At 64.0% G+C, this 18,143-nt stretch carries 18 protein-coding genes; 9 read left to right on the plus strand and 9 right to left on the minus strand.

What is annotated here, in order from left to right:
• Positions 1-15: 15 nt before the first annotated feature.
• From hemB to E3T38_RS08740, 3 genes are all read left to right on the plus strand, one after another.
• On the plus strand, positions 16-999 hold the full coding sequence (gene hemB, locus E3T38_RS08730) for a porphobilinogen synthase (protein ID WP_134547869.1): 984 nt from the start codon (positions 16-18) through the stop codon (positions 997-999).
• The gene (gene hemL, locus E3T38_RS08735; protein ID WP_241984377.1) at positions 996-2,369 is read left to right on the plus strand and encodes a glutamate-1-semialdehyde 2,1-aminomutase; all 1,374 of its coding nucleotides are present in this window, start codon (positions 996-998) and stop codon (positions 2,367-2,369) included. Before hemB ends, hemL begins: the two co-directional genes overlap by 4 nt.
• Before the next feature lie 129 nt (positions 2,370-2,498).
• Positions 2,499-2,849, plus strand: coding sequence for a hypothetical protein (locus E3T38_RS08740; protein WP_104128816.1), 351 nt, complete (start codon positions 2,499-2,501; stop codon positions 2,847-2,849).
• 32 nt (positions 2,850-2,881) lie between these two features.
• Here the strand turns inward: E3T38_RS08740 and E3T38_RS08745 are convergent, their stop codons facing one another.
• From E3T38_RS08745 to E3T38_RS08765, 5 genes are all read right to left on the minus strand, one after another.
• Complete coding sequence (locus E3T38_RS08745; protein ID WP_174775224.1) at positions 2,882-6,826, minus strand: LamG-like jellyroll fold domain-containing protein; 3,945 nt, start codon at positions 6,824-6,826, stop codon at positions 2,882-2,884.
• A 132-nt stretch (positions 6,827-6,958) separates the two neighbouring features.
• Positions 6,959-7,792 carry an ABC transporter permease gene (locus E3T38_RS08750; protein WP_241984378.1) on the minus strand — a complete coding sequence of 278 codons (834 nt, stop codon included), beginning with the start codon at positions 7,790-7,792 and terminating at the stop codon, positions 6,959-6,961.
• The gene (locus tag E3T38_RS08755; RefSeq protein ID WP_134547870.1) at positions 7,789-8,691 is read right to left on the minus strand and encodes an ATP-binding cassette domain-containing protein; all 903 of its coding nucleotides are present in this window, start codon (positions 8,689-8,691) and stop codon (positions 7,789-7,791) included. Before E3T38_RS08755 ends, E3T38_RS08750 begins: the two co-directional genes overlap by 4 nt.
• A gap of 82 nt (positions 8,692-8,773) precedes the next feature.
• Positions 8,774-9,997: a cysteine desulfurase-like protein gene (locus tag E3T38_RS08760; RefSeq protein ID WP_134547871.1), complete on the minus strand. Its 1,224-nt coding sequence runs from the start codon at positions 9,995-9,997 to the stop codon at positions 8,774-8,776.
• Positions 9,998-10,080: 83 nt separating this feature from the next.
• The gene (locus E3T38_RS08765) at positions 10,081-11,010 is read right to left on the minus strand and encodes a rhodanese-related sulfurtransferase (protein ID WP_134547872.1); all 930 of its coding nucleotides are present in this window, start codon (positions 11,008-11,010) and stop codon (positions 10,081-10,083) included.
• A gap of 198 nt (positions 11,011-11,208) precedes the next feature.
• On the opposite strand from E3T38_RS08765, the gene E3T38_RS08770 reads away from it, so the two are divergent.
• The 3 genes from E3T38_RS08770 (at position 11,209) to E3T38_RS08780 (ending at position 13,637) form a co-directional block, all read left to right on the plus strand.
• Complete coding sequence (locus tag E3T38_RS08770; RefSeq protein WP_134547873.1) at positions 11,209-11,733, plus strand: YbhB/YbcL family Raf kinase inhibitor-like protein; 525 nt, start codon at positions 11,209-11,211, stop codon at positions 11,731-11,733.
• A 93-nt stretch (positions 11,734-11,826) separates the two neighbouring features.
• On the plus strand, positions 11,827-12,969 hold the full coding sequence (locus tag E3T38_RS08775; protein ID WP_241984379.1) for an alpha/beta hydrolase: 1,143 nt from the start codon (positions 11,827-11,829) through the stop codon (positions 12,967-12,969).
• A gap of 104 nt (positions 12,970-13,073) precedes the next feature.
• Positions 13,074-13,637, plus strand: a complete 564-nt coding sequence (locus tag E3T38_RS08780; RefSeq protein WP_370449011.1) for an acyl-CoA thioesterase — start codon at positions 13,074-13,076, stop codon at positions 13,635-13,637.
• Positions 13,638-14,076: 439 nt separating this feature from the next.
• Here E3T38_RS08780 and cynS read toward each other — a convergent pair whose 3' ends face one another.
• Both cynS and E3T38_RS08790 read right to left on the minus strand, forming a co-directional pair.
• Positions 14,077-14,547 (minus strand): cyanase, encoded by a 471-nt coding sequence (gene cynS / locus E3T38_RS08785; protein WP_134547875.1) that lies wholly within the window; start codon positions 14,545-14,547, stop codon positions 14,077-14,079.
• A 34-nt stretch (positions 14,548-14,581) separates the two neighbouring features.
• Positions 14,582-15,241, minus strand: coding sequence for a carbonic anhydrase (locus E3T38_RS08790; RefSeq protein ID WP_134547876.1), 660 nt, complete (start codon positions 15,239-15,241; stop codon positions 14,582-14,584).
• Positions 15,242-15,356: 115 nt separating this feature from the next.
• Between E3T38_RS08790 and cynR the strand changes: the two genes are divergently transcribed.
• The gene (cynR, locus tag E3T38_RS08795; protein ID WP_241984391.1) at positions 15,357-16,229 is read left to right on the plus strand and encodes a transcriptional regulator CynR; all 873 of its coding nucleotides are present in this window, start codon (positions 15,357-15,359) and stop codon (positions 16,227-16,229) included.
• A gap of 66 nt (positions 16,230-16,295) precedes the next feature.
• Here the strand turns inward: cynR and E3T38_RS08800 are convergent, their stop codons facing one another.
• Positions 16,296-16,604 (minus strand): SDR family oxidoreductase, encoded by a 309-nt coding sequence (locus E3T38_RS08800; RefSeq protein ID WP_134547878.1) that lies wholly within the window; start codon positions 16,602-16,604, stop codon positions 16,296-16,298.
• 169 nt (positions 16,605-16,773) lie between these two features.
• On the opposite strand from E3T38_RS08800, the gene E3T38_RS08805 reads away from it, so the two are divergent.
• Entirely contained in the window at positions 16,774-17,085 is a 312-nt protein-coding gene (locus E3T38_RS08805) for a hypothetical protein (protein WP_134547879.1), read from the plus strand.
• Positions 17,082-17,504 carry a YkvA family protein gene (locus tag E3T38_RS08810; protein WP_134547880.1) on the plus strand — a complete coding sequence of 141 codons (423 nt, stop codon included), beginning with the start codon at positions 17,082-17,084 and terminating at the stop codon, positions 17,502-17,504. The genes E3T38_RS08805 and E3T38_RS08810 overlap by 4 nt, the downstream gene beginning before the upstream one ends.
• Positions 17,505-17,627: 123 nt before the next feature.
• Here the strand turns inward: E3T38_RS08810 and E3T38_RS08815 are convergent, their stop codons facing one another.
• Positions 17,628-18,134, minus strand: coding sequence for an SRPBCC domain-containing protein (locus E3T38_RS08815; RefSeq protein ID WP_134547881.1), 507 nt, complete (start codon positions 18,132-18,134; stop codon positions 17,628-17,630).
• Between the last annotated feature and the right edge of the window lie 9 nt (positions 18,135-18,143).

Here is an 18,143-nt window from a genome sequence, read left to right on the forward strand (position 1 = left end):
GCGTAGGGTACAGGAGTGACCAACCCCGTTATTCGCCCACGACGCTTGCGCACCAGCGGCGCGCTCCGTCGTCTGGCCAGTGAAATTCGTGTCCACCCGGCCGAGCTCGTGCTCCCCATGTTCGTGCGCGAAGGCGATGATGCCCGCCCGATTACGTCGATGCCCGGCGTTGTGCAGCACAGCATCGACAGTGCACGCCGGGCCGTCGTGGAGGCGGCGGAGGCCGGCATCGGAGGCATCATGCTGTTCGGGGTACCCGAGGTGCGTGATGCGATCGGAACCGGAGCGACCGACCCCGCGGGCATTCTCAACGTCGCCACTCGCGCTCTCGTCGACGAGATCGGCGACGCACTCGTCGTGCAGACCGACCTGTGCCTCGACGAATTCACCGACCACGGCCACTGCGGCGTGCTCGCGGCCGATGGCCACGTCGACAACGACGCGACCCTCGAACGCTACCGCGATATGGCCCTCGCCCAAGCCACGGCCGGTTCCGCGCTGCTTGGTCTTTCAGGCATGATGGACGGCCAGGTCGCTGCCGTGCGCGAAACCCTCGACGTCAACGGTTTCGAAGACACCGCAGTGCTCGCCTACTCAGCCAAGTACGCCTCCGCTTTTTACGGTCCGTTCCGTGAGGCCGTCGCCTCAACCCTGGTCGGCGACCGCCGTACCTACCAGCTCGACCCGGCCAACCGGCGTGAGGGCGTGCGTGAAGCGCAGCTCGATATCGACGAGGGCGCTGACATCGTCATGGTCAAGCCGGCTGGCGGCTACCTCGACGTGCTCGCCGAAGTTGCCGCCATGAGTGATATTCCCGTTTGGGCATACCAAGTATCCGGCGAATATGCCATGATCGAAGCCGCCGCCGCGCAGGGCTGGATTGACCGTCGCCGTGCCGTCGAAGAGTCGGTGTTGAGCATCCGCCGGGCCGGCGCCGATGCCGTACTGACCTATTGGGCCGTTGAGCTGGCCGCCTGGCTCAAGGAGGAGCGCGCATGACCGGCACGATGTCAACTTCGGTGGAGCACGTCGCCACCCACAATGATGAACTCTTCGACCGTGCCCGCCGGGTGATTCCCGGGGGCGTCAACTCGCCGGTGCGTGCCTTCGGCTCAGTCGGCGGCACTCCGCTGTTTCTCGTCAAGGCTGCTGGCGCCTATGTCACGGACTCCGACGGCCGAGAGTATGTCGACCTCGTCAATTCCTGGGGCCCGGCAATTCTGGGCCACGCTCATCCCGAGGTCGTGAAGGCCGTGCAGGATGCTGCCGCGCTCGGGCTGTCCTTTGGCGCCTCGACTCCCGCCGAGACCGAACTGGCCGAACTCGTCGCAGAACGGGTCGGCGCGGTAGAAAAGCTGCGCCTCGTGTCGACCGGCACAGAGGCGACCATGACCGCCATTCGCCTGGCCCGCGGCTTCACCAATCGTGACCTGCTGATCAAGTTCGCCGGACACTACCACGGCCACTCCGACGGCCTGCTCGCCCAAGCTGGCTCCGGGCTCGCCACGCTTGCCCTGCCCGGTTCGGCCGGCGTCACCGCGGCTACCGCCGCGCAAACCCTCGTGCTGCCCTATAACGATCTGGAGGCCGTGCGGGCTGCCTTCGAGGCTCACCCTGGCCGTATCGCCGCCATTATCACCGAGGCCGCGGCCGCCAACATGGGAGTTGTCGCCCCGGATGCCGGCTTTAACGCGGCCTTGGCCTCGATCGCGCACGCGAACGGCGCCCTGCTCATCCTCGACGAGGTGCTCACCGGTTTTCGGGTGAGCCGCGCGGGTTTCTGGGGGCTGGAGACCAGAAGCCTGGAGTCGGCCGGTGAAGAGTTCTACTCGCCCGACCTGCTCACCTTCGGCAAGATCATCGGTGGCGGACTGCCCGTCGCCGCCCTCGGCGGCCGCGCCGACGTGATGGACTTTCTCGCACCGACCGGCCCGGTCTACCAGGCGGGCACACTGTCGGGGAACCCGGTCGCCGTCGCGGCGGGCATCGCAACCCTCAACCTGCTCGACGCGGGCGTGTATGACCGTCTCAACGCCACCGCCATAATCCTCTCCGAGGCCGTTTCCGCCTCGCTCACCGCTGAGGGCGTCGCCCACCGGGTGCAACGAGCCGGCAACCTGTTCAGCTTCGTGTTCGGCGACGAGGCACAGGGGTCGGCCCCGCGCACCTACGCCGACGTGCAACGCCAGGAGGCTTTTCGCTACGCACCGTTCTTCCACGCCATGCTCGATGGTGGCGTGTCGCTGCCGCCGAGTGTGTTCGAGGCCTGGTTCGTCTCCGACGCGCACGACCAGAGCGCCATCGGACGCATCTTCGAGGCACTGCCCGCTGCGGCGAAGGCCGCGGCTGCCGCGACGCCGCGGGGCTGACCCGGGCGAGTGGATGAGCGTGGCCGACTGGGCACATCCGCTGCCGTTGGAGAGATCCTGCGCTGGGACGTTATTGCTTTGTGAGATTCAAACAACAGATTTGCGGCCCTAACCGGGCAGACTGGAACAATGGCTTCCCTGAGCGTGCATTCCGACCGGCTCGAGATCCACCTGACGCGCGCAGAAAGAACCCTCGCGCTGCGAAGGGAGTCGATCGTGGTGCAGCGGGAGAACATCCGCTCGGTGATCATCACCGAAGATCCCTGGATCTGGCTGCGCGGAATTCGTGCCCTCGGTTCGATCGTTCCGCTCGTCTTGGCAGCGGGAACCTGGAAATTTCATGGCGGCAAGGATTTCGTGTCGATCAAACGTCACCGCCCTGCCGTAGTGATCGACCTCGTCGACGAAGAATTCGCCCGCGTCATTCTCACCAGCCAGCACGCGACCGATCTCATCGACTCGCTCAAGCTGCCGGCCTGATTCGGCAGCCGACGCTGCGGCTGCGGCTGCGGCTACGGCTCCGTCACCGCGATTGCAGAGAGATCATCGAAGGAGACCGTCATCGGTGTCGTGGCTGATCCGCTGGTATACGCGGCGAGCCCAATCGATCCGGCCTGCTGCAGGGCGGCTGTTGCGTCTGTGCGGCTCAGTGGCCAGGTCGTGGGTTCCGCGGTGCCTGCAGCCCACACTTTGGCCCGGATCGTCGTCGGTGCCGTTCCGAAAACCTGCAACCGCACGTGCAACTGATCATTGGTGGCGTAGCTCAGCCCGGCGATAGTGCTCGCTTGCAAGGTGGTGCTGCCGCGCATGAGCTGCAGCTGCACGGCGCCCGTTGCGAGAACTTTGACCCGCGCCCGGTAGTCATCGGTGCCAACACGTCGGCCGATCAGTGAAACGTAGGTGCCGGCTCCCGTCGTCGCCTGTTGCAGTGACGTGGTGACCGTGACATCGGTGCTCTCCGACGAGACGCCGACCAGATAGCCGTTCGCCGTCCCTCCGGCGGCCACGCTCATGTGAGCGGCGCCAGCGGTCACCGCATAGTTGCTGACTCTGCCGGTCGTGGTCCACGCGCCTCCGACATCGGCCGAGCCGAGTCCTGAGCTGACGTCGCGAGTGAAGGCATCCGTCGCGATGCCCGTTGGCACCGGCATCGGGGCTGAGACGGTGACGGATCGAGTAGTCGTGTTGGTGGCGCCGTCGTTGTCGGTGACGGTCAAGCCGATCGAATAGGTTCCGGCTTCGGCATAGGTGTGCTGCCCGGTGGCGCCGTCACTGACGCTATCGTCACCCCACGACCAGGCGAATCCGGTGATGGTCCCATCGGAATCTGCCGATGACGAAGCATCCGCTGAGACCGCCAGCTGATCGGTGGCGACGGTGAATGCAGCGGTCGGTGCTTCGTTCTGGGGGACGGCTGTGGCGGAGCCCAGTGAGTAGTGCTGCGAGATCACGTCACCGCTGAGTGGACGGGGATAAACGGCGACATCGTCGATCGTGCCGACGAACCACGGGCTCGACGAGTTCCACGTGTTGTCCCCACCGATGCGCCAGTAGCCGAAATACGCCTGGGCGCCCGCTTGCGGATTCGTGCCGATGAGAGCGCCATCAACGTAGAGCGCCAGTCCATCAGCTGACTGCTGCGCGAGCACATGGTGCGCGGCTCCATCGTTATAGGACAACCCGGTCACGATGGTGTTGGCCTGCCCGGTCCAGGTACCGAATACCAGGCGACCATCGTCTTGCAGGTAGACGTGCCGGTCATAACTGTCCGACAATCCAGTCGAAGCGCTGCCGAAGCCGATGATTTTTCCACCCTGCGTTGTCGTCGTGCTGAACCAGGCCTCCAGCGCATAGGTGCCGGGAGCCTCAATCAGGGTGTCACTGCTGACGATTCCGCCGCTAAACGACGCGGCCGTGTTGCTCGTGCCGCTCAGCAGCCCGGCAGCGCCCAGAGTGACCGGGCCGGAGTAGGTTCCGGGCTGCTCGGAGGCCGATGAGTCGTTCGCTTTCGTGCCGGTGTCTTCACCCAGACGCCAATACAAATCAGGTTCAGCGCTGTAGACGGCCGCGCCATAGGCGTCGGTCGGAGCTGAGGTGACGGGACTCGTGCGGCCGGAGGCGACAAAGTGTGCCACGATCTGCTTCTGCGTGAGGGGAGCGGAGTAGACGGCGACCTGGGCGATGTCGGCGGCGATGAACGCGCTCGTGGGCTGGCTGGGCCAGCCAGTGACGTTGTCTCCTCCTACGCGCCAGAAGCCCTGGTAGTCCTGACCCGAGGTGATGCTCGCGCGCTGCGCGACCTTCTTGCCGTCAATTGACAGCGACATGCCGGAGCTGCCGAGACTGGCGACTATGTGGTGCCACTGGCCATCGTTGTACGACGTGGGCGATGCGATCGTCTGCACTCCGCCGGGGTGGACACCGAACCAGACACGACCGCTCGTGTCCATGTACACATGCCGGTCATAATCGGTGCTTTGGCCGGTATCACTGTTGCCGAACCCGATAATCTTGCCGCCCTGTGTGGTCTCGGTTTTCACCCAGGTCTCGACACTGAAAGAATTTGAGGAGCTCTGGGCGTTGTTGGTCGCGGCGAATCCGGTCGCCGTGCCGTCGAAACGGCTTGCCGTGATGGCAGCGTCCACGATTGCTCCGGGAACGCCGGGGCTGACCCCGGCGTTTCGGGTCAGGTCTGCGCCGCCGGTCCAGTCGAAAGCCGGGGCGCCGGATGCCTCATTCAGTGGCCAATACGACTCGGGGGAGTCTGCAAAAACGCTCGCGGAATAGTCGCTGAGGGTGTCGGATGTGATGGTGACACTGGCCGTACCACCCGTTTGCGTATTGCCGAACGGGTCGGTGACCCGAATTCGGTAGGAGTAGCTCTGTCCCGGGGTGAGTCCAGTGTCGGTAAAGGACAGTGCCGGCCGGTTCCAGTCGGAGGAGAGCCCCTGAACGCTGGTGACGGAGACGCCGTCGCGCAGCACCTCATAGGTGAGGCTCTCGTTGTCGCGATCGTAAGCCGACTTCCAGCTCAAACGCGCTGTTCCGCTCGCGAACGAGATGACCGACGGCAGGAACGCCGATGGAGCGAACGAGGCGTTGGCAACACGCGGTCCTTCGTTATTCGGGGCTATGCTCGGCACGGCGAACCGGGCGAGGCCCTGTTGACGTTTGTTGTTCACCGTCGTGAACTCTCCGCCGTAGAGCAGATACTGGGTATCAGCCGTCACGTGCCACGGACCCTGGCCTTGCCCGGTGAAGCTACCGGTGTTGATGTCGGGATAAAACGCCAGCAGGTCGGGTCGAGGCATGCCCTCGAAGTTGTAGTAGCCGTGCGTGTCGGCAGTGATGACGCCGCCGACATCCATGCTGAAGGCAAGGGTGCGATGGTAGGTCCACGGCGAGGTTTGTTCGAAGCCGCCGATGTTGCCGCAATAGTGCGCATGCTCGGTCGTGTAGACCTTGTCTCCAGCCGGCACCGCAGAATAGGTGTCCCCATGGCAATCTTCGACCCAAATCAGACTGCCGTCCTCCCAGCTGGCACGGAATGTCCCTTCGAGGTTGCCGCCGTCCCCGAACACGTAGCCGGTGCCGAACACCCCTTCGGCCGATCCGGTCAGGCTGAGGATGGCCGCCTGGCTGCCGGCGTTTCGAATCAGGCCGTTGACTTTCCACGGCAGTGACGCGCCGGTTGTAGCATCCGTTGCGGCCATGCCGTATCCAGGGTTGGAACTATCGTTATAGGTCGTGAAGGACCCGCCAATGACGACCTTGCTGCCGTCGGGTGAGGCGACGAGGGCGTTGACGGTGCCGCCGGCCGGCGTGCCCGACCAGGGCAGCAGAGCGCCGGTGGAGCCGTTGAAGGCTGCCATCCTGGCGCGAGACTGACCGCTAGCCGACGTGAACGTGCCGCCGACGTATACGCTATCGCCTGCGAAGGTGAGTGCCTTGACGCCCGCGTTGAGAACCGGCGCCCAGCCGGGAATAAGAGCGCCACTCTGTACGTCGAAAGCGGCAACGCGATAGCGGTTGACGCCGCCGATGTTCGTGAAAGAGCCTCCGGCGAACAGCCGCGACCCGTCGTTAGAAACGGTCAGGGCGCGGACAGCGCCGTTGACATCGGGATTGAAGGAGGCCACAAGAACGCCGGTGGTGAGGTTGTAGGCCAACAGGTTGTTGCGCACGACCTCATTGACGCCGGCGGCAGAGCCGGCGGGTCGCGAGCGGGTGAATTCCCCCCCGACGTAAACGGTGTCGCCCACAATGAGTTGTGCCCAGACGACCCCATTGATCTGCGCGGTGGGGAGCGAGTCGGCCGATACTGTCACGGGAGTAGTGGCATCCGTGGGGCGACTGTCGGCGACGGCGGTCAGTGGCACTGCGAGAGCGCCCACAACGAGCGCCGCAGAAGCAACCAGGGCTAAGAGCCAATTGCGGGTATTCGTTATTGCGCGCACCAGAGAGGCCTCACTTCGACTTTCTTTGCAGCCGCAGGGTAGCCACCGCACAAATCGGAGCTTAGTGAGAGATTCTCAGGGGCAAACTCCCCCATGCGGGGGTGGAACGGTCCCCCGAATGAGGGAGCCTGACTAGGTAACGTCTTTTTTCCAGCTCACGGCATAGCCGATCACGGTCGCGACCAGGGCGTAGCCGAGCAGCACGAGACCGCCCTGCCACCAATCCAGGGGCAGTGAAGCAGACGGATTCGCGAGGTTCAGAAAGCTCGATCCGACCAGCGCATCACTCGCGGCTCCGGGCAGAAAGTTACCGATTTTTGCGGTGACCTCGAGAAAAGATGCCGCCAGCCGCAGCAGCGGTTCAACGAACTGGGTGAAGGCCAGCACGGTCACGATCGACGCGACCTGGTTCGGCACGAGCACCCCGAGGCCCACGCCGATCGCTGCCCACAGGCCCATGGCGAGCAGGGTGCGGGTGACGAGCAGCCAGGTCTCCGAGTCAAACAGCAGCGCATCCACCCCGAACGCGCTCAACACCCCGCCACCGAGACCAACGGATGCCGCCAGCGCGACGACCCCGAAGCCCGCGCCAACCAAAATCAGCGTCACGGTCTTCGCGCCGAGCACGAGGCCGCGGCGGGGTGTGGCCAGGAAGGTGGGGGTGAGGGTCTGGTGGCGAAATTCACCGGTCGTCGCAAGGGTACCGAGCAGTACTGGAAAGACATAGCCAACCGAAGAAGCAAAGCTGTAGATCAGCGACGGGAGGTCGCCGAGATCGGTGGATCCGCCACCGGTGTTCACGGCATCCGGGCTGATGACACCGGTCTGGATTCCGGCGAACAGCGCCGCGAGGCTGCCGGCCAGCAGGCCGATGTAGCAAAACAGGACGATAGCGAGAATCCACCACAAGCGAGTCGTGAAAATCTTGGAGAATTCGGCCGAAACGCACCGCAGGAACATGGTCATAGTGAGTGGCCTCCGCCGACGAGGGCGAGAAAAGAGTCTTCGAGACCGGCTTTCTGCCGATGAAGCACGCTCAGTTCGATCCCGGCTTCGAAGGCGAGGTGGCCGAGCAGGGCCGGGTCGCCCGTCGAGGCGAGTAGCCCGGTGCGGCCGATCGAGAAGCTGATGCCGGCCGCAGTGAGGGTTGCGGCGAGGTCCTCGCGGTCGGGAGAATCCACGATCGTTTGTGGTGCGGCATCTGTGTCGAGGCTCGACAGCGGGCCGAGATGCACGAGTTCACCGCGGGCGATGATGACGACGTCATCGACGCTCTGCGCAACCTCGGACAGCAGATGGGAGCTGACCAGAACGGTTCGGCCCCCGGCGGCCATGTCACGGAGAAACCCGCGGATCCAGCGGATACCCTCGGGGTCCAGCCCGTTGATCGGCTCGTCCAGCACGAGCACACCCGGGTCCCCGAGCAGGGCATAGGCCAGGCCGAGGCGCTGGCGCATACCGAGCGAGTAGCCGCCGACGCGCTGGTCGGCGTGGGCGGCAAGGCCCACCTGGGTGAGCACCTCCATAACGCGGGTGCGCGGCAGTCCGGCGGCGATCGCATAGACGCCGAGGTGGCTTCGGGCGCTACGTCCCGGGTGAAAGCTCGCGGCTTCGAGGGCTGCGCCCACTGTTTTGAGCGGATGCGGCAGGTCGCGGTAGCGCACGCCGTCGAACGTGGCCGTGCCACTGCTGGCGGCGACCAGCCCGAGCAGAATGCGCAGGCTCGTGGTCTTACCGGCGCCGTTCGGCCCGAGAAACCCGGTGACCCGACCCGGCTCAACAGTGAACGAGAGATCGTGGACTGCGGCGACACCGCCAAAGCGTTTGCTGATGTTGTGGAATTCGATAACAGCGCCGGCAGGCATCCGACTCCTCTCTGTGGTGAGACCAGCCTAGGGCCGGCAGAGCCCGGCTTCCGCTGCAAAAGCGAGCCTTCCGGCACAATAGCTACGGCCGGAGAAAGTCGTCGAGCGCGTCGAGTATCCGCTCGACTTCGTGCGCGGTGGTGTACGGGGCGAGGCCGATGCGCAGTCCGCCATCATCGCCCAGACCGAGGTGCCGACTCGCCTCTCGGGCATAGAACGAACCGGCCGGAGCCAGAATCCCCCGCTCGATGAGAAACGCGGAGGCGGCAGCGGCCGAATGGGTGGCGAAGGTCACCAGAACGGTGGGGGTGCGCTCGGCGGCACGGGAATGCACGAGTACGTCGGGCAGCGCGGCGAGCCCCGCTTCAAGCCGGGCACGCAACATCGCTTCGTAGGTTTCGAGTGCGTGCGATGACGCCACGAGGCGTTCCCGTCGGGTTGGGGCGGTGGCGCCAACGTTGGGCGAGCCCGGCACGAGCGCGGCGAGAAAATCAATGGCCGCCGTTACGCCGGCAAGCTGTTCGTAAGGGAGGGTGCCGAACTCGAATCGCTCGGGCACGCGATCGCTCGACGTTGCGAGCTTGTCGGGCCGGATGCCTTCCAAGAGTTCCGGCGCGGCGGCGAGCACGCCGCAATGCGGGCCGAGAAACTTGTACGGGGAGCACACGAAAAAATCGGCGCCGAGTGCCTTGACGTCGACGAGGGCGTGCGGTGTGTAGTGCACACCGTCAACGTAGAGCAGCGCGCCGGCCGCATGCGCCACGTCGGCGATCGCCGCGATCGGTGGGCGGGTACCAATCAGGTTCGATGCGGCTGTGACGGCAACGAGGCGCGTCCCTGGACCAACGACAGCGGCGAACGCGTCGGCGGACAATTCGCCGGTCGATGGGTCGAAGTCTACCCAGCGCACGGTTGCGCCCGTGCGCTCGGCCGCCTGCACCCACGGCCGGATGTTCGAGTCATGGTCTAGGCGGGAGACCACGACCTCGTCGCCAGGACCCCACGCGCGGGAGAGATGATGGGAGAAATCGTAGGTGAGTGCGGTGGCGCTGCGCCCGTAGACGATGCCATCGGGCTCTGCGCCGAGCAGATCTGCTGCGGCGGTCCGAAACCCGGTCACCGCGTCGTCCGCGTTGCGCTCGGGCAGGCTGCCCGTGCCGCGGTTCGAGAGCGGGCGAGTGAGGGTCAGCGCGATTGCCGCGCCGACCTGCCGCGGGGTCTGTGTGCCGCCCGGTCCGTCGAAATGGGCGATGCCGGTGGAGAGGGCGGGAAAATGGGTGCGAACAGCCAGCGCGTCGTAGGTCACACCACGATCCAATCACAGCGTGTGCCAGCACCGGAACTCTCTGGCGGTGTTTCAGCTGCTGATCGTCGCCGTATCCCGGCCGTTCAGCTTGTCGGCACTGGCGCCTGGTTCGCTTGCGTGGAATGAGTGGCGCAGGCCGGAGCCGTAGCTGCCACGCACTCGGGGCAGACCACGAGTTGTTCCCGGCAGGAGACGTCGCGGCAGTTGAGCATGTTCGTGGTCGGTGCGGCACAGATCTGGCAACTGCCGAGCACGGCAGCGTCGGGGGCAAAATCAATGGACATCCGCTGGTCGAAGACATAGAGCGAGCCGGACCACAGGCCTTCGTTGCCGAAGGCCTCGCCGTAACGCACGATTCCACCGTCAAGTTGATACACCTCGCCGAATCCGCGCGACTTCATCAGGCCGCTGAGCACCTCACACCGGATGCCGCCGGTGCAGTAGGTCACCACCGGCTTGCCCTTGAGATGGTCGTATTTGCCGCTGTCCAGTTCGGCCACAAACTCGCGCGTGTTCTCCACGTCGGGCACGACCGCATCTCGAAAGTGGCCGATTTCGGCCTCGAACCGATTACGCCCGTCGAAGAAGACCACCTCGTCGCCGCGCTCGGCGACCAGTGCGTTGAGTTCGGCCGGCTGCAGCTTGGTGCCGCCCCCCATGACTCCCGCCCGGTCGACGCGCAACTCGCCGGGCGCGCCAAAGCTCACGATCTCGTCGCGCACCTTGACCACGAGTTTTGGAAAGTCCAGACTTTGGCCGCTCTGGTCGAGGCCGGTGCCCTCGCTCCACTTGAAATCGATGTTCTTGAACGCGGGGTAGTCACGGGTCTTACGGATGTACTTCTTGATCGCCGGCAGGTCGCCGCCCACCGTACCGTTCAGGCCATCCTTCGAGATGAGGATGCGCCCGCGCAGGCCGAGCCCGGCACACAGGTCGCGTTGCCAGAGACGCACCGCATCGGGGTCGGCCAGCGGGGTGAAGATGTAAAAGAGCAGAATCTTCGGAATGGCCATGGGCTTATTTTACGAGAGTGCACGCATCGTGTGAGCGCACGGCAGAGGCGCCACGCTTCGCTAGAGTCGTTCCCAGTGGTGCCTGCTCGGAAGGTTTTCCGGTTTCGTCCCTCGCTAACGGCATTCTTGAGCGCGCGCCGGAACCGGCGGCGTAGGCTGACGGAGCGCCACAACCAGACGCGCATTCAGGAGGCCATTGTGACCAACGACCCGCTCGCCCGCTTCGGCGAAGTGCCCCAGTTTTCACTCACCAGCAGCGACATGACCGATGGCAGTCCGTTGCGGTCGGCGCAGTACGCTGCCGATGCCGGGGGAGCGGATGTTTCCCCCCAGCTCTCCTGGCGGGGTTTTCCAGCCGAGACCCAGAGTTTCGCTCTCACCGTTTTCGACCCCGACGCGCCGACCGGTTCCGGGTTTTGGCACTGGGCTGTAGCCAACCTACCGGTCTCCGTCACCGAGCTTTCCGCTGGAGTTCAATCGTTGCCGACCGGCTCGCTCGTACTGCCGAATGAGCTGCGACTCACCTCATTTTCCGGCGCCGCACCGCCGCCGGAAACCGGGACCCACCGCTACCAGTTCATCGTTCACGCGCTCGACGTGCCAACGCTTGACCTCGACCCGCAGTCCACACCGGGCGTCCTGGGCTTCAACCTGCACTTTCACACGCTGGCGCGTGCGGTATTGGAGGCGACCGGGGTCGCGGGTGGGGCATCCGCTGCCTGAACGCCCGGCGTTCGACCCACGTGAAACCGGAAATCAACCCCAAATGGGATTGTTCCCAGCGAGGATTCGGGGGAGTCGACTTATCCTCAATCAATGAGTCAAGTCACCACCACGTTCGACCGGGATAGTCGCATCCCCCCGCACCGTTCCCCATCATTGCCAGAACGCACCACGCCGAACCGCAGCAGCCCAAACCGCACCACACCAGAACGTGCCGCGCCGGTACCGGCCTGGCTGCACGGTATCCGTTTACACACTGATGGCGTCACTGTCGACCGGTCGGCTCATCGGGAGACCGGGATTCGCCGCCTGCCGGTCTGGGCGTGGCGCGCGCTCATGCTGCGACGGGCGGCTCCGGTGCATAAGTTCAACCTGCACCCGATCGATTCTGTCGAGTACGACCTCGATCTGGACTACATAGGTGACGGCCAGAAGATTCACCGGCTCGACGTACTCGCTCCCAAACGCGCGGATGGTGCGGAACCGCTGCCCGTCTACGTGTACTTCCACGGCGGCGGCTGGACCTCGGGTGACAAAGATCCGCTCACCAAGTACTGCGCGAGTCAGGCCGCCGAAGGCATGATCGTCGTCAACGCCAACTATCGTATGGCGACGCGGTTTCAACTCAAGCACATGTTGCAGGACGGCAACGCCGTGCTCGACTGGGTGGCCCGCAACATCGCCGCCTACGGGGGTGACCCGACACGCATCGTGCTCGGTGGCGATTCCGCCGGCGGCCACATTGCAGCGCTGCTCACCGCGGCGGCGTTCGAGCCAGAACTCGCCACACACTATGACATCGCACCGCCGGTCGCCCCGCGAAACCTGCGCGGCCTGGTGCAGCACTGCAGCATCGCCGATTTCTCGGTGCTGTTCGACCGCGGGTTTGTACTGAGCCTCAATTTCGTCAGGATGCTGTTGCCCGATCGGGGGCGAGGGCTGCACCTGCGCACGGCCGCACGTTTTATGTCGCCGATCGAGTGGCTCAACCGCGGGTTTCCGCCGGTCTTTGTCACGACATCGGAGCGCGATTACTTTTACCGCGCCAACCTCAACTTCATCGAGGCGCTGCGGGCGCGCAAGATTCGGGTCGATACCTTGATCTACGGCCGACAGAGCGTCAACACCAAGCACACCTGGCAGCAGGACGACACGCATCCGGAATCGCAGGAGGTCTACCGCCGCCTCGGAGCGTTCGTACGTGCTGTCGCGCCGCGCACGGCCGCTGCACTCTAGGTCGGGACCCGAACGGGTCGCCGCGATCACCCCGCCTGGTCTAAGAGCTCACGAACTACGGCAGTACCGCACTACCTGAGCGCCGGTTTCGTTAGCATCGAGTCGTGCATATGTTTTTTAGAACCCTCCTCCATGCCTTGCTGTCTAAGTTCGGCCCTCGGCTCGGTCATTTCGACGTCGCTCGCACCAACTTCGTGACGATGCCGACCGACCTGGACATTTTGCGGCACATGAACAACGGGGTCTACCTGTCGATCATGGACGTGGCCCGCTTCGATATGCTGCACCGAACCGGCGTCTGGGCCATTTTCCAGGAGCGCGGCTGGTACCCGGTTGTGGTTTCTGAGACGATCAGCTTTCGCAAGTCGCTCATGGTCGGCCAGAAGTTCACGGTGGAGTCGCGCATCCTCGGCTTTGACGAGAAGGCCGTATACGTCGAGCAGCGTTTCGTGCGACCGGATGTCGATGGCTCACCCGAAATCTACTCCCACGGCTACATTCGCGGCCGCTTTCTCAAGCGCACCGGCGGCGTGGTGACGATCGACGAGCTGCTCGAGGCGATCGGTGTCGCCCCCGACGAAGTGACGGTGCCCGAGTGGCTGCTTGAGTGGAGCCGCAATGCCGCGGCTCCCGCCACGCGAGCCCCCGCGCCGAGCATCTGGAACTAGCTGAAACGGTAGCGCCGACCGCGCCACGAGTAGCGTCAGCTGCGCCAGGGTGGTTCGAGGCTGGCGGTATTGGCAGAGCGTGTCCCCACTGTTGCGTCGTTCTTCATCCCGGTTGCACCAATAGCGGCAGCAGGCGCATGACGAGGCGACGCTCGTAAGGGGTTCGGCTCGCGGGCTCGTGTGCAGCCTTCGAGCCAATGCGTGCGGGTGTGCAGTTGTGGTGAATTCTTGGCCGCCAGCTCGACCGGGCAAGCCGTAGTGATGGAAGATGTTCCCGATTCCCGATCCCCAGGTTTCCGAGCGTGCTCGGCGGCGGACCTACACCGCCAAGTACAAACGCGACATTCTGACCGAGTGATGAAATCCATGATTTGTCCGTGCCTGGAGGGTTTTTCATGGGACAGCAGGCGCCCCCGATCGCGCCGCCGCCAGGCCGGGTTCAGAAGGGTTTGGTGGGCAGGTATTTTCCGTCGAGGGTGATCACGGCACGTGAACCGCCGTCGGGGTCTTCAACTTTCTTGATGTCTAGCTTGAAATTGATGGCGCTGATGATGCCGTCGCCGAACTGTTCGTGGACCAGGGCCTTCAAAGTAGAGCCGTAGACCTGCATCATTTCGTAAAACCGGTAAACGGTGGGGTCGGTCGGGATGCCGCCGGGGATGCTGCCGCGCAGCGGAATGGTCTGTAGCAGCATTGCGGCGTCCTTGCCTAGACCCAGCCGCTCAGCGACGAGTTCCGCAGCGGCTTCAGGCAACGGATGCTGACCGAGCAGGGCGGCGGTGACGAAAACTAAGCTCAGACCGGTGCCATCGGTCAGTTCCTGCCAGGAGAGGTCCTTGCGCATCTTGGCGTCGATGATGGCGGCGGTCAGTTCCTCGCGCGGAGCTTGGGTGTTCTGGGAATGAATCATGGTGTTTTCCTTTTCTTTTGGTGATACGAGGTGGTTAGGCGGCCAGGCCGGATACGGCCGGCGTAACATGATCCGGCGAATTGCCCGCGAGTGGGACAAAATGGCCGGTGACACCGTCCAGGGTGTCAATGGAGCCGGTTTCGATGTCGTAGACCCAGCCGTGGAGGTTCAGCCGGTTCTGATCCAGGGCCAAGGCGACGGAGGGATGGGTCCTGATGTTGGTCAGCTGGGCGATGACGTTCCCGCGGACCATGGCCTTCAACGACTCCTGGGCCGATACGTGGGTGCGGGCGGCATTGACGGCCTTCGCCGCATCGGCGTGGGCAAGCCAATTGGCCACGGCCGGCAAGTGGTCCAGGTTCATGTCGGTCGAGATGGCAGTCATCGCTCCGCAGTCGGAATGGCCACAGATGATGATGTCCGTGACGCCCAAGACGGCGACCGCGTACTCGACTGTCGCGGAGACACCGCCGGGCTCCGGGCCGTAGGCGGGCACGATGTTACCGGCGTTGCGCATGACGAACAGGTCACCCGGTTCCTGCTGGGTCAGCAGCTCTGGCACGACCCGGCTGTCCGAGCAGGCAATGAACAGGGCCTCAGGGTTCTGGGCGGTGGCCAGCTCCTTGAAGAGTTCAGAACGCGCCGGAAAGGCCTCCCGTTGGAATTTCAGAAAGCCATCAATGATGTCTTGCATGGGCTGTCCTCTCGATGTTTGGGGGGATAAGTCAAGGATGACGGAAACTATTTATAGTGTCCAAGACCTCTTTATGATGGAATCAATAAGTAATTTCTATAGTTGGAGAATCGTGATGTTGCGCCACATTCGTTACCTGACCGCGGTGGCGGAACACCAGAACTTCACTCGCGCGGCCGAGTCGCTCCACGTCTCCCAACCGACGCTGTCGCAACAGATCAAGCAATTGGAGAACTCGTTAAACGTTCAGCTCTTGGACCGGTCCGGACGGACCGTGCGGCTGACAGACGCTGGCGAGACCTTCCTGCGCTACACCCGCCGCGCCCTGCGCGAACTCGACGCCGGCACCCGGGCCATCCACGACGTGCAGGACCTGAGTCGTGGATCGCTCCGGTTGGCGATGACGCCTACGTTCACCGCGTATCTGATCGGTCCACTGGTCGAACGCTTCCGCACCCGCTATCCCGGCATCGCCTTGAGCCTCCAGGAGATGACCCAGGACCGCATCGAGGTGGCACTGGCCGAGGACACCCTCGACCTAGGCATCGCATTTGCCGAGGTGCGTTCGTCCGAGATTGAGACCCAGGCCTTGTTCGTCGAAACCCTCAGCCTGGTTGTCGGCAACAACCACCCCCGCGCTGAACAGCAGGCACCCATGACCCTGCGGGAGTTGGAACAGGAGGAGCTTGTGCTGCTCAGTGGCGACTTTGCTACCCGGCACCACATCGACCAGCATTTTCGGGACCACGGCGTTGCCCCCCGCATCGCGATCGAAGTCAACTCCGTCAGCGCGATCATGGAAATCATTCGTCGTGGCCAGCTCGCCACCGTGCTGCCCGAAGCCATTGCCCGCGAACAGCACGGGCTCAACCCGGTTGCCGTGCTGCCTGCTATTCCTCACCGCACCGCAGCCCTGCTCAGAAGGCAGGGTGCGTACATGAGCGCAGCCAGTAGGGCCTTCACCGAGCTGATATTGATGTGGAGCTAGCCGCCTGGCCCCGCCACGGCCAACGAAGTCACCGTCAAAGGACCTGTCCAACACCACCGATTCGTTTTACAGAAAACCAATGCAGCGCTCGTCGGCCATCGCACTGTGGTGCGCGACGGCGCCGGCAGTGGCGATCAAGCCGGGCAAGACGTTGACCACCCGCACGCCTTTCGGCCCGACTTCGGCGGCGAGAGAGCGACTGTAAAAGTTCATGGCCTCTTTCGATAATGCGAGAACGAGGTTAAAAACATGCCCTTCGTTGGTTCCCGCGTCTGCGTTCGCGATCACGATTATCCGGATCACTGCGTTTGCCAAGCAGAGCACGACCATTGCGAGGCTGAGTCCGACTTGGTGTCTGTCAAGCCACAAAATCATTCGTCCGCAAGTCGGGGTGTCGATATCTAGGTGACCTCCCAATTCCTACGAGGTCGATGGAAGGTTCCACTCGCGGTCGTTTTTCTGACGGCCGTGATGCCTCGCTGCAGCGCAACCGCGGCTGTCTTGTCAGCAGGCGAATCCGATCGCGGACTGCGAGAATCAATGTATGACTTCCACCGATCCCGCGGCGATGCTCGTTGGGCGGGGGAAGGCCTTCGAATGGATCACGCTGGGGTGGAACCCCATCGGTGTCATCGTGCTGGCTTTCCTCGCGACCGTGGCGGCTTTGGTGGTCCTGGTTACCGAAGGACGGGTGGCGTTCATCGACGGTCTCTTTGCCAGCGCGGTGCTCCTCGGATTGGTGCTCGATCTGACACGCGGATGGTGGTGGGCCGACCCGCTCGCGGGTTGCGTCATCGTCTATTACCCGGCTCGCGAAGCCCTTAGTCTCTTTCGTTTGAACGGGGGCAGCTCTTGACGACCTGGTGGACCGTAGTCCTGAGCGTGCTCGGCGGATTGCTGGTGCTGTGGCTGGTTCTTGTTCTAGTTCTCTGGATCGAGCAACGCCGGCAGCCTGGCGGAGCGTCACTTCGTGATCTGCTGCGCCTCGCGCCCGACGTCGCCCGGCTACTCAAACGCCTCGCCGTCGATCGAACCGTGTCGATCGGGGTTCGAATCTGGCTCGCGGTTCTTTTGCTCTACCTGCTGTCGCCGATCGATTTGATTCCGGATTTCATACCCGTTCTCGGTTACGCCGACGACGCCATCGTTGTCGCGATCGCTCTACGATTCGCGACTCGTCGGGCGGGTAGCGATGCGGTCAAGCGGCATTGGCCGGGAACACCCGAAGGGCTCTCAGCCGTGCTCCGACTGGCTGGCTTGAAACCCTCGGACTAATGCTCGAGTTCGCTGGACGATCCGAAAGCCGTCGAGCAGGCGTCCCAGCGAGGTTCGTCGTATGAGACTTCTGCGGAGCGCGTCTCGCCACTGCCAGGAGCTACCGCAGCAAGACATCACCGATTAGGCGGTGCGCACCGGAACGATGAGGTCCTTGTAGAACTGCGCGTGCGCTGGATAGTAATGCTCCCACTCGGGCATTGGCAGGCCGGCTCGGGAGGCGACCAGTCGATCGAGGTAGAAGTCCCAGCCCGGCCCCATCGTGGCGACCTCCGAGGGGGAACGCAAACGCTGCCCGAACGTGAGGTTGGTCATGCCGTCGCCCTCGACCAGGTGGAACAGCGCGCGCCAAGAATCCTCGCCCTCGCCGAAATCGCCGCTGAAGCGGTGTGGAGCCTGGCACTGCCGAATGCTCACATACTCCCACTTAGCGTCCGGCTCCGCCGTCATCCTGAATTTGACGGCCCCGGTGGCCGGCGAACCGGTGTAGGTACCGATCCACTTCTCGAGTTCGACCGGGCGGGTCAGGCTCGCCCACACTTTTTCGATCGGCGCGTTGAACAACCGATTCAGCATGAGATACAGGCCGTCCTCGCGCTGAACGAGACGTCCGGTGGGCTTGGCTGACATGGTGACCTC

Source organism: Cryobacterium sp. Hb1, from assembly GCF_004403585.1.
Lineage (GTDB): Bacteria > Actinomycetota > Actinomycetes > Actinomycetales > Microbacteriaceae > Cryobacterium > Cryobacterium lyxosi.

Excerpts from the sequence above, each read along its gene's own strand:
- hemL (WP_241984377.1), top strand. The coding sequence starts at position 996 with ATGACCGGCACGATGTCAACTTCGGTGGAGCACGTCGCCACCCACAAT.
- E3T38_RS08740 (WP_104128816.1), top strand. The coding sequence starts at position 2,499 with ATGGCTTCCCTGAGCGTGCATTCCGACCGGCTCGAGATCCACCTGACG.
- E3T38_RS08750 (WP_241984378.1), bottom strand. The coding sequence starts at position 7,792 with ATGACCATGTTCCTGCGGTGCGTTTCGGCCGAATTCTCCAAGATTTTC.
- E3T38_RS08755 (WP_134547870.1), bottom strand. The coding sequence starts at position 8,691 with ATGCCTGCCGGCGCTGTTATCGAATTCCACAACATCAGCAAACGCTTT.
- E3T38_RS08765 (WP_134547872.1), bottom strand. The coding sequence starts at position 11,010 with ATGGCCATTCCGAAGATTCTGCTCTTTTACATCTTCACCCCGCTGGCC.
- E3T38_RS08775 (WP_241984379.1), top strand. The coding sequence starts at position 11,827 with ATGAGTCAAGTCACCACCACGTTCGACCGGGATAGTCGCATCCCCCCG.
- cynS (WP_134547875.1), bottom strand. The coding sequence starts at position 14,547 with ATGATTCATTCCCAGAACACCCAAGCTCCGCGCGAGGAACTGACCGCC.
- E3T38_RS08790 (WP_134547876.1), bottom strand. The coding sequence starts at position 15,241 with ATGCAAGACATCATTGATGGCTTTCTGAAATTCCAACGGGAGGCCTTT.
- cynR (WP_241984391.1), top strand. The coding sequence starts at position 15,357 with ATGTTGCGCCACATTCGTTACCTGACCGCGGTGGCGGAACACCAGAAC.
- E3T38_RS08800 (WP_134547878.1), bottom strand. The coding sequence starts at position 16,604 with ATGATTTTGTGGCTTGACAGACACCAAGTCGGACTCAGCCTCGCAATG.
- E3T38_RS08805 (WP_134547879.1), top strand. The coding sequence starts at position 16,774 with ATGACTTCCACCGATCCCGCGGCGATGCTCGTTGGGCGGGGGAAGGCC.
- E3T38_RS08815 (WP_134547881.1), bottom strand. The coding sequence starts at position 18,134 with ATGTCAGCCAAGCCCACCGGACGTCTCGTTCAGCGCGAGGACGGCCTG.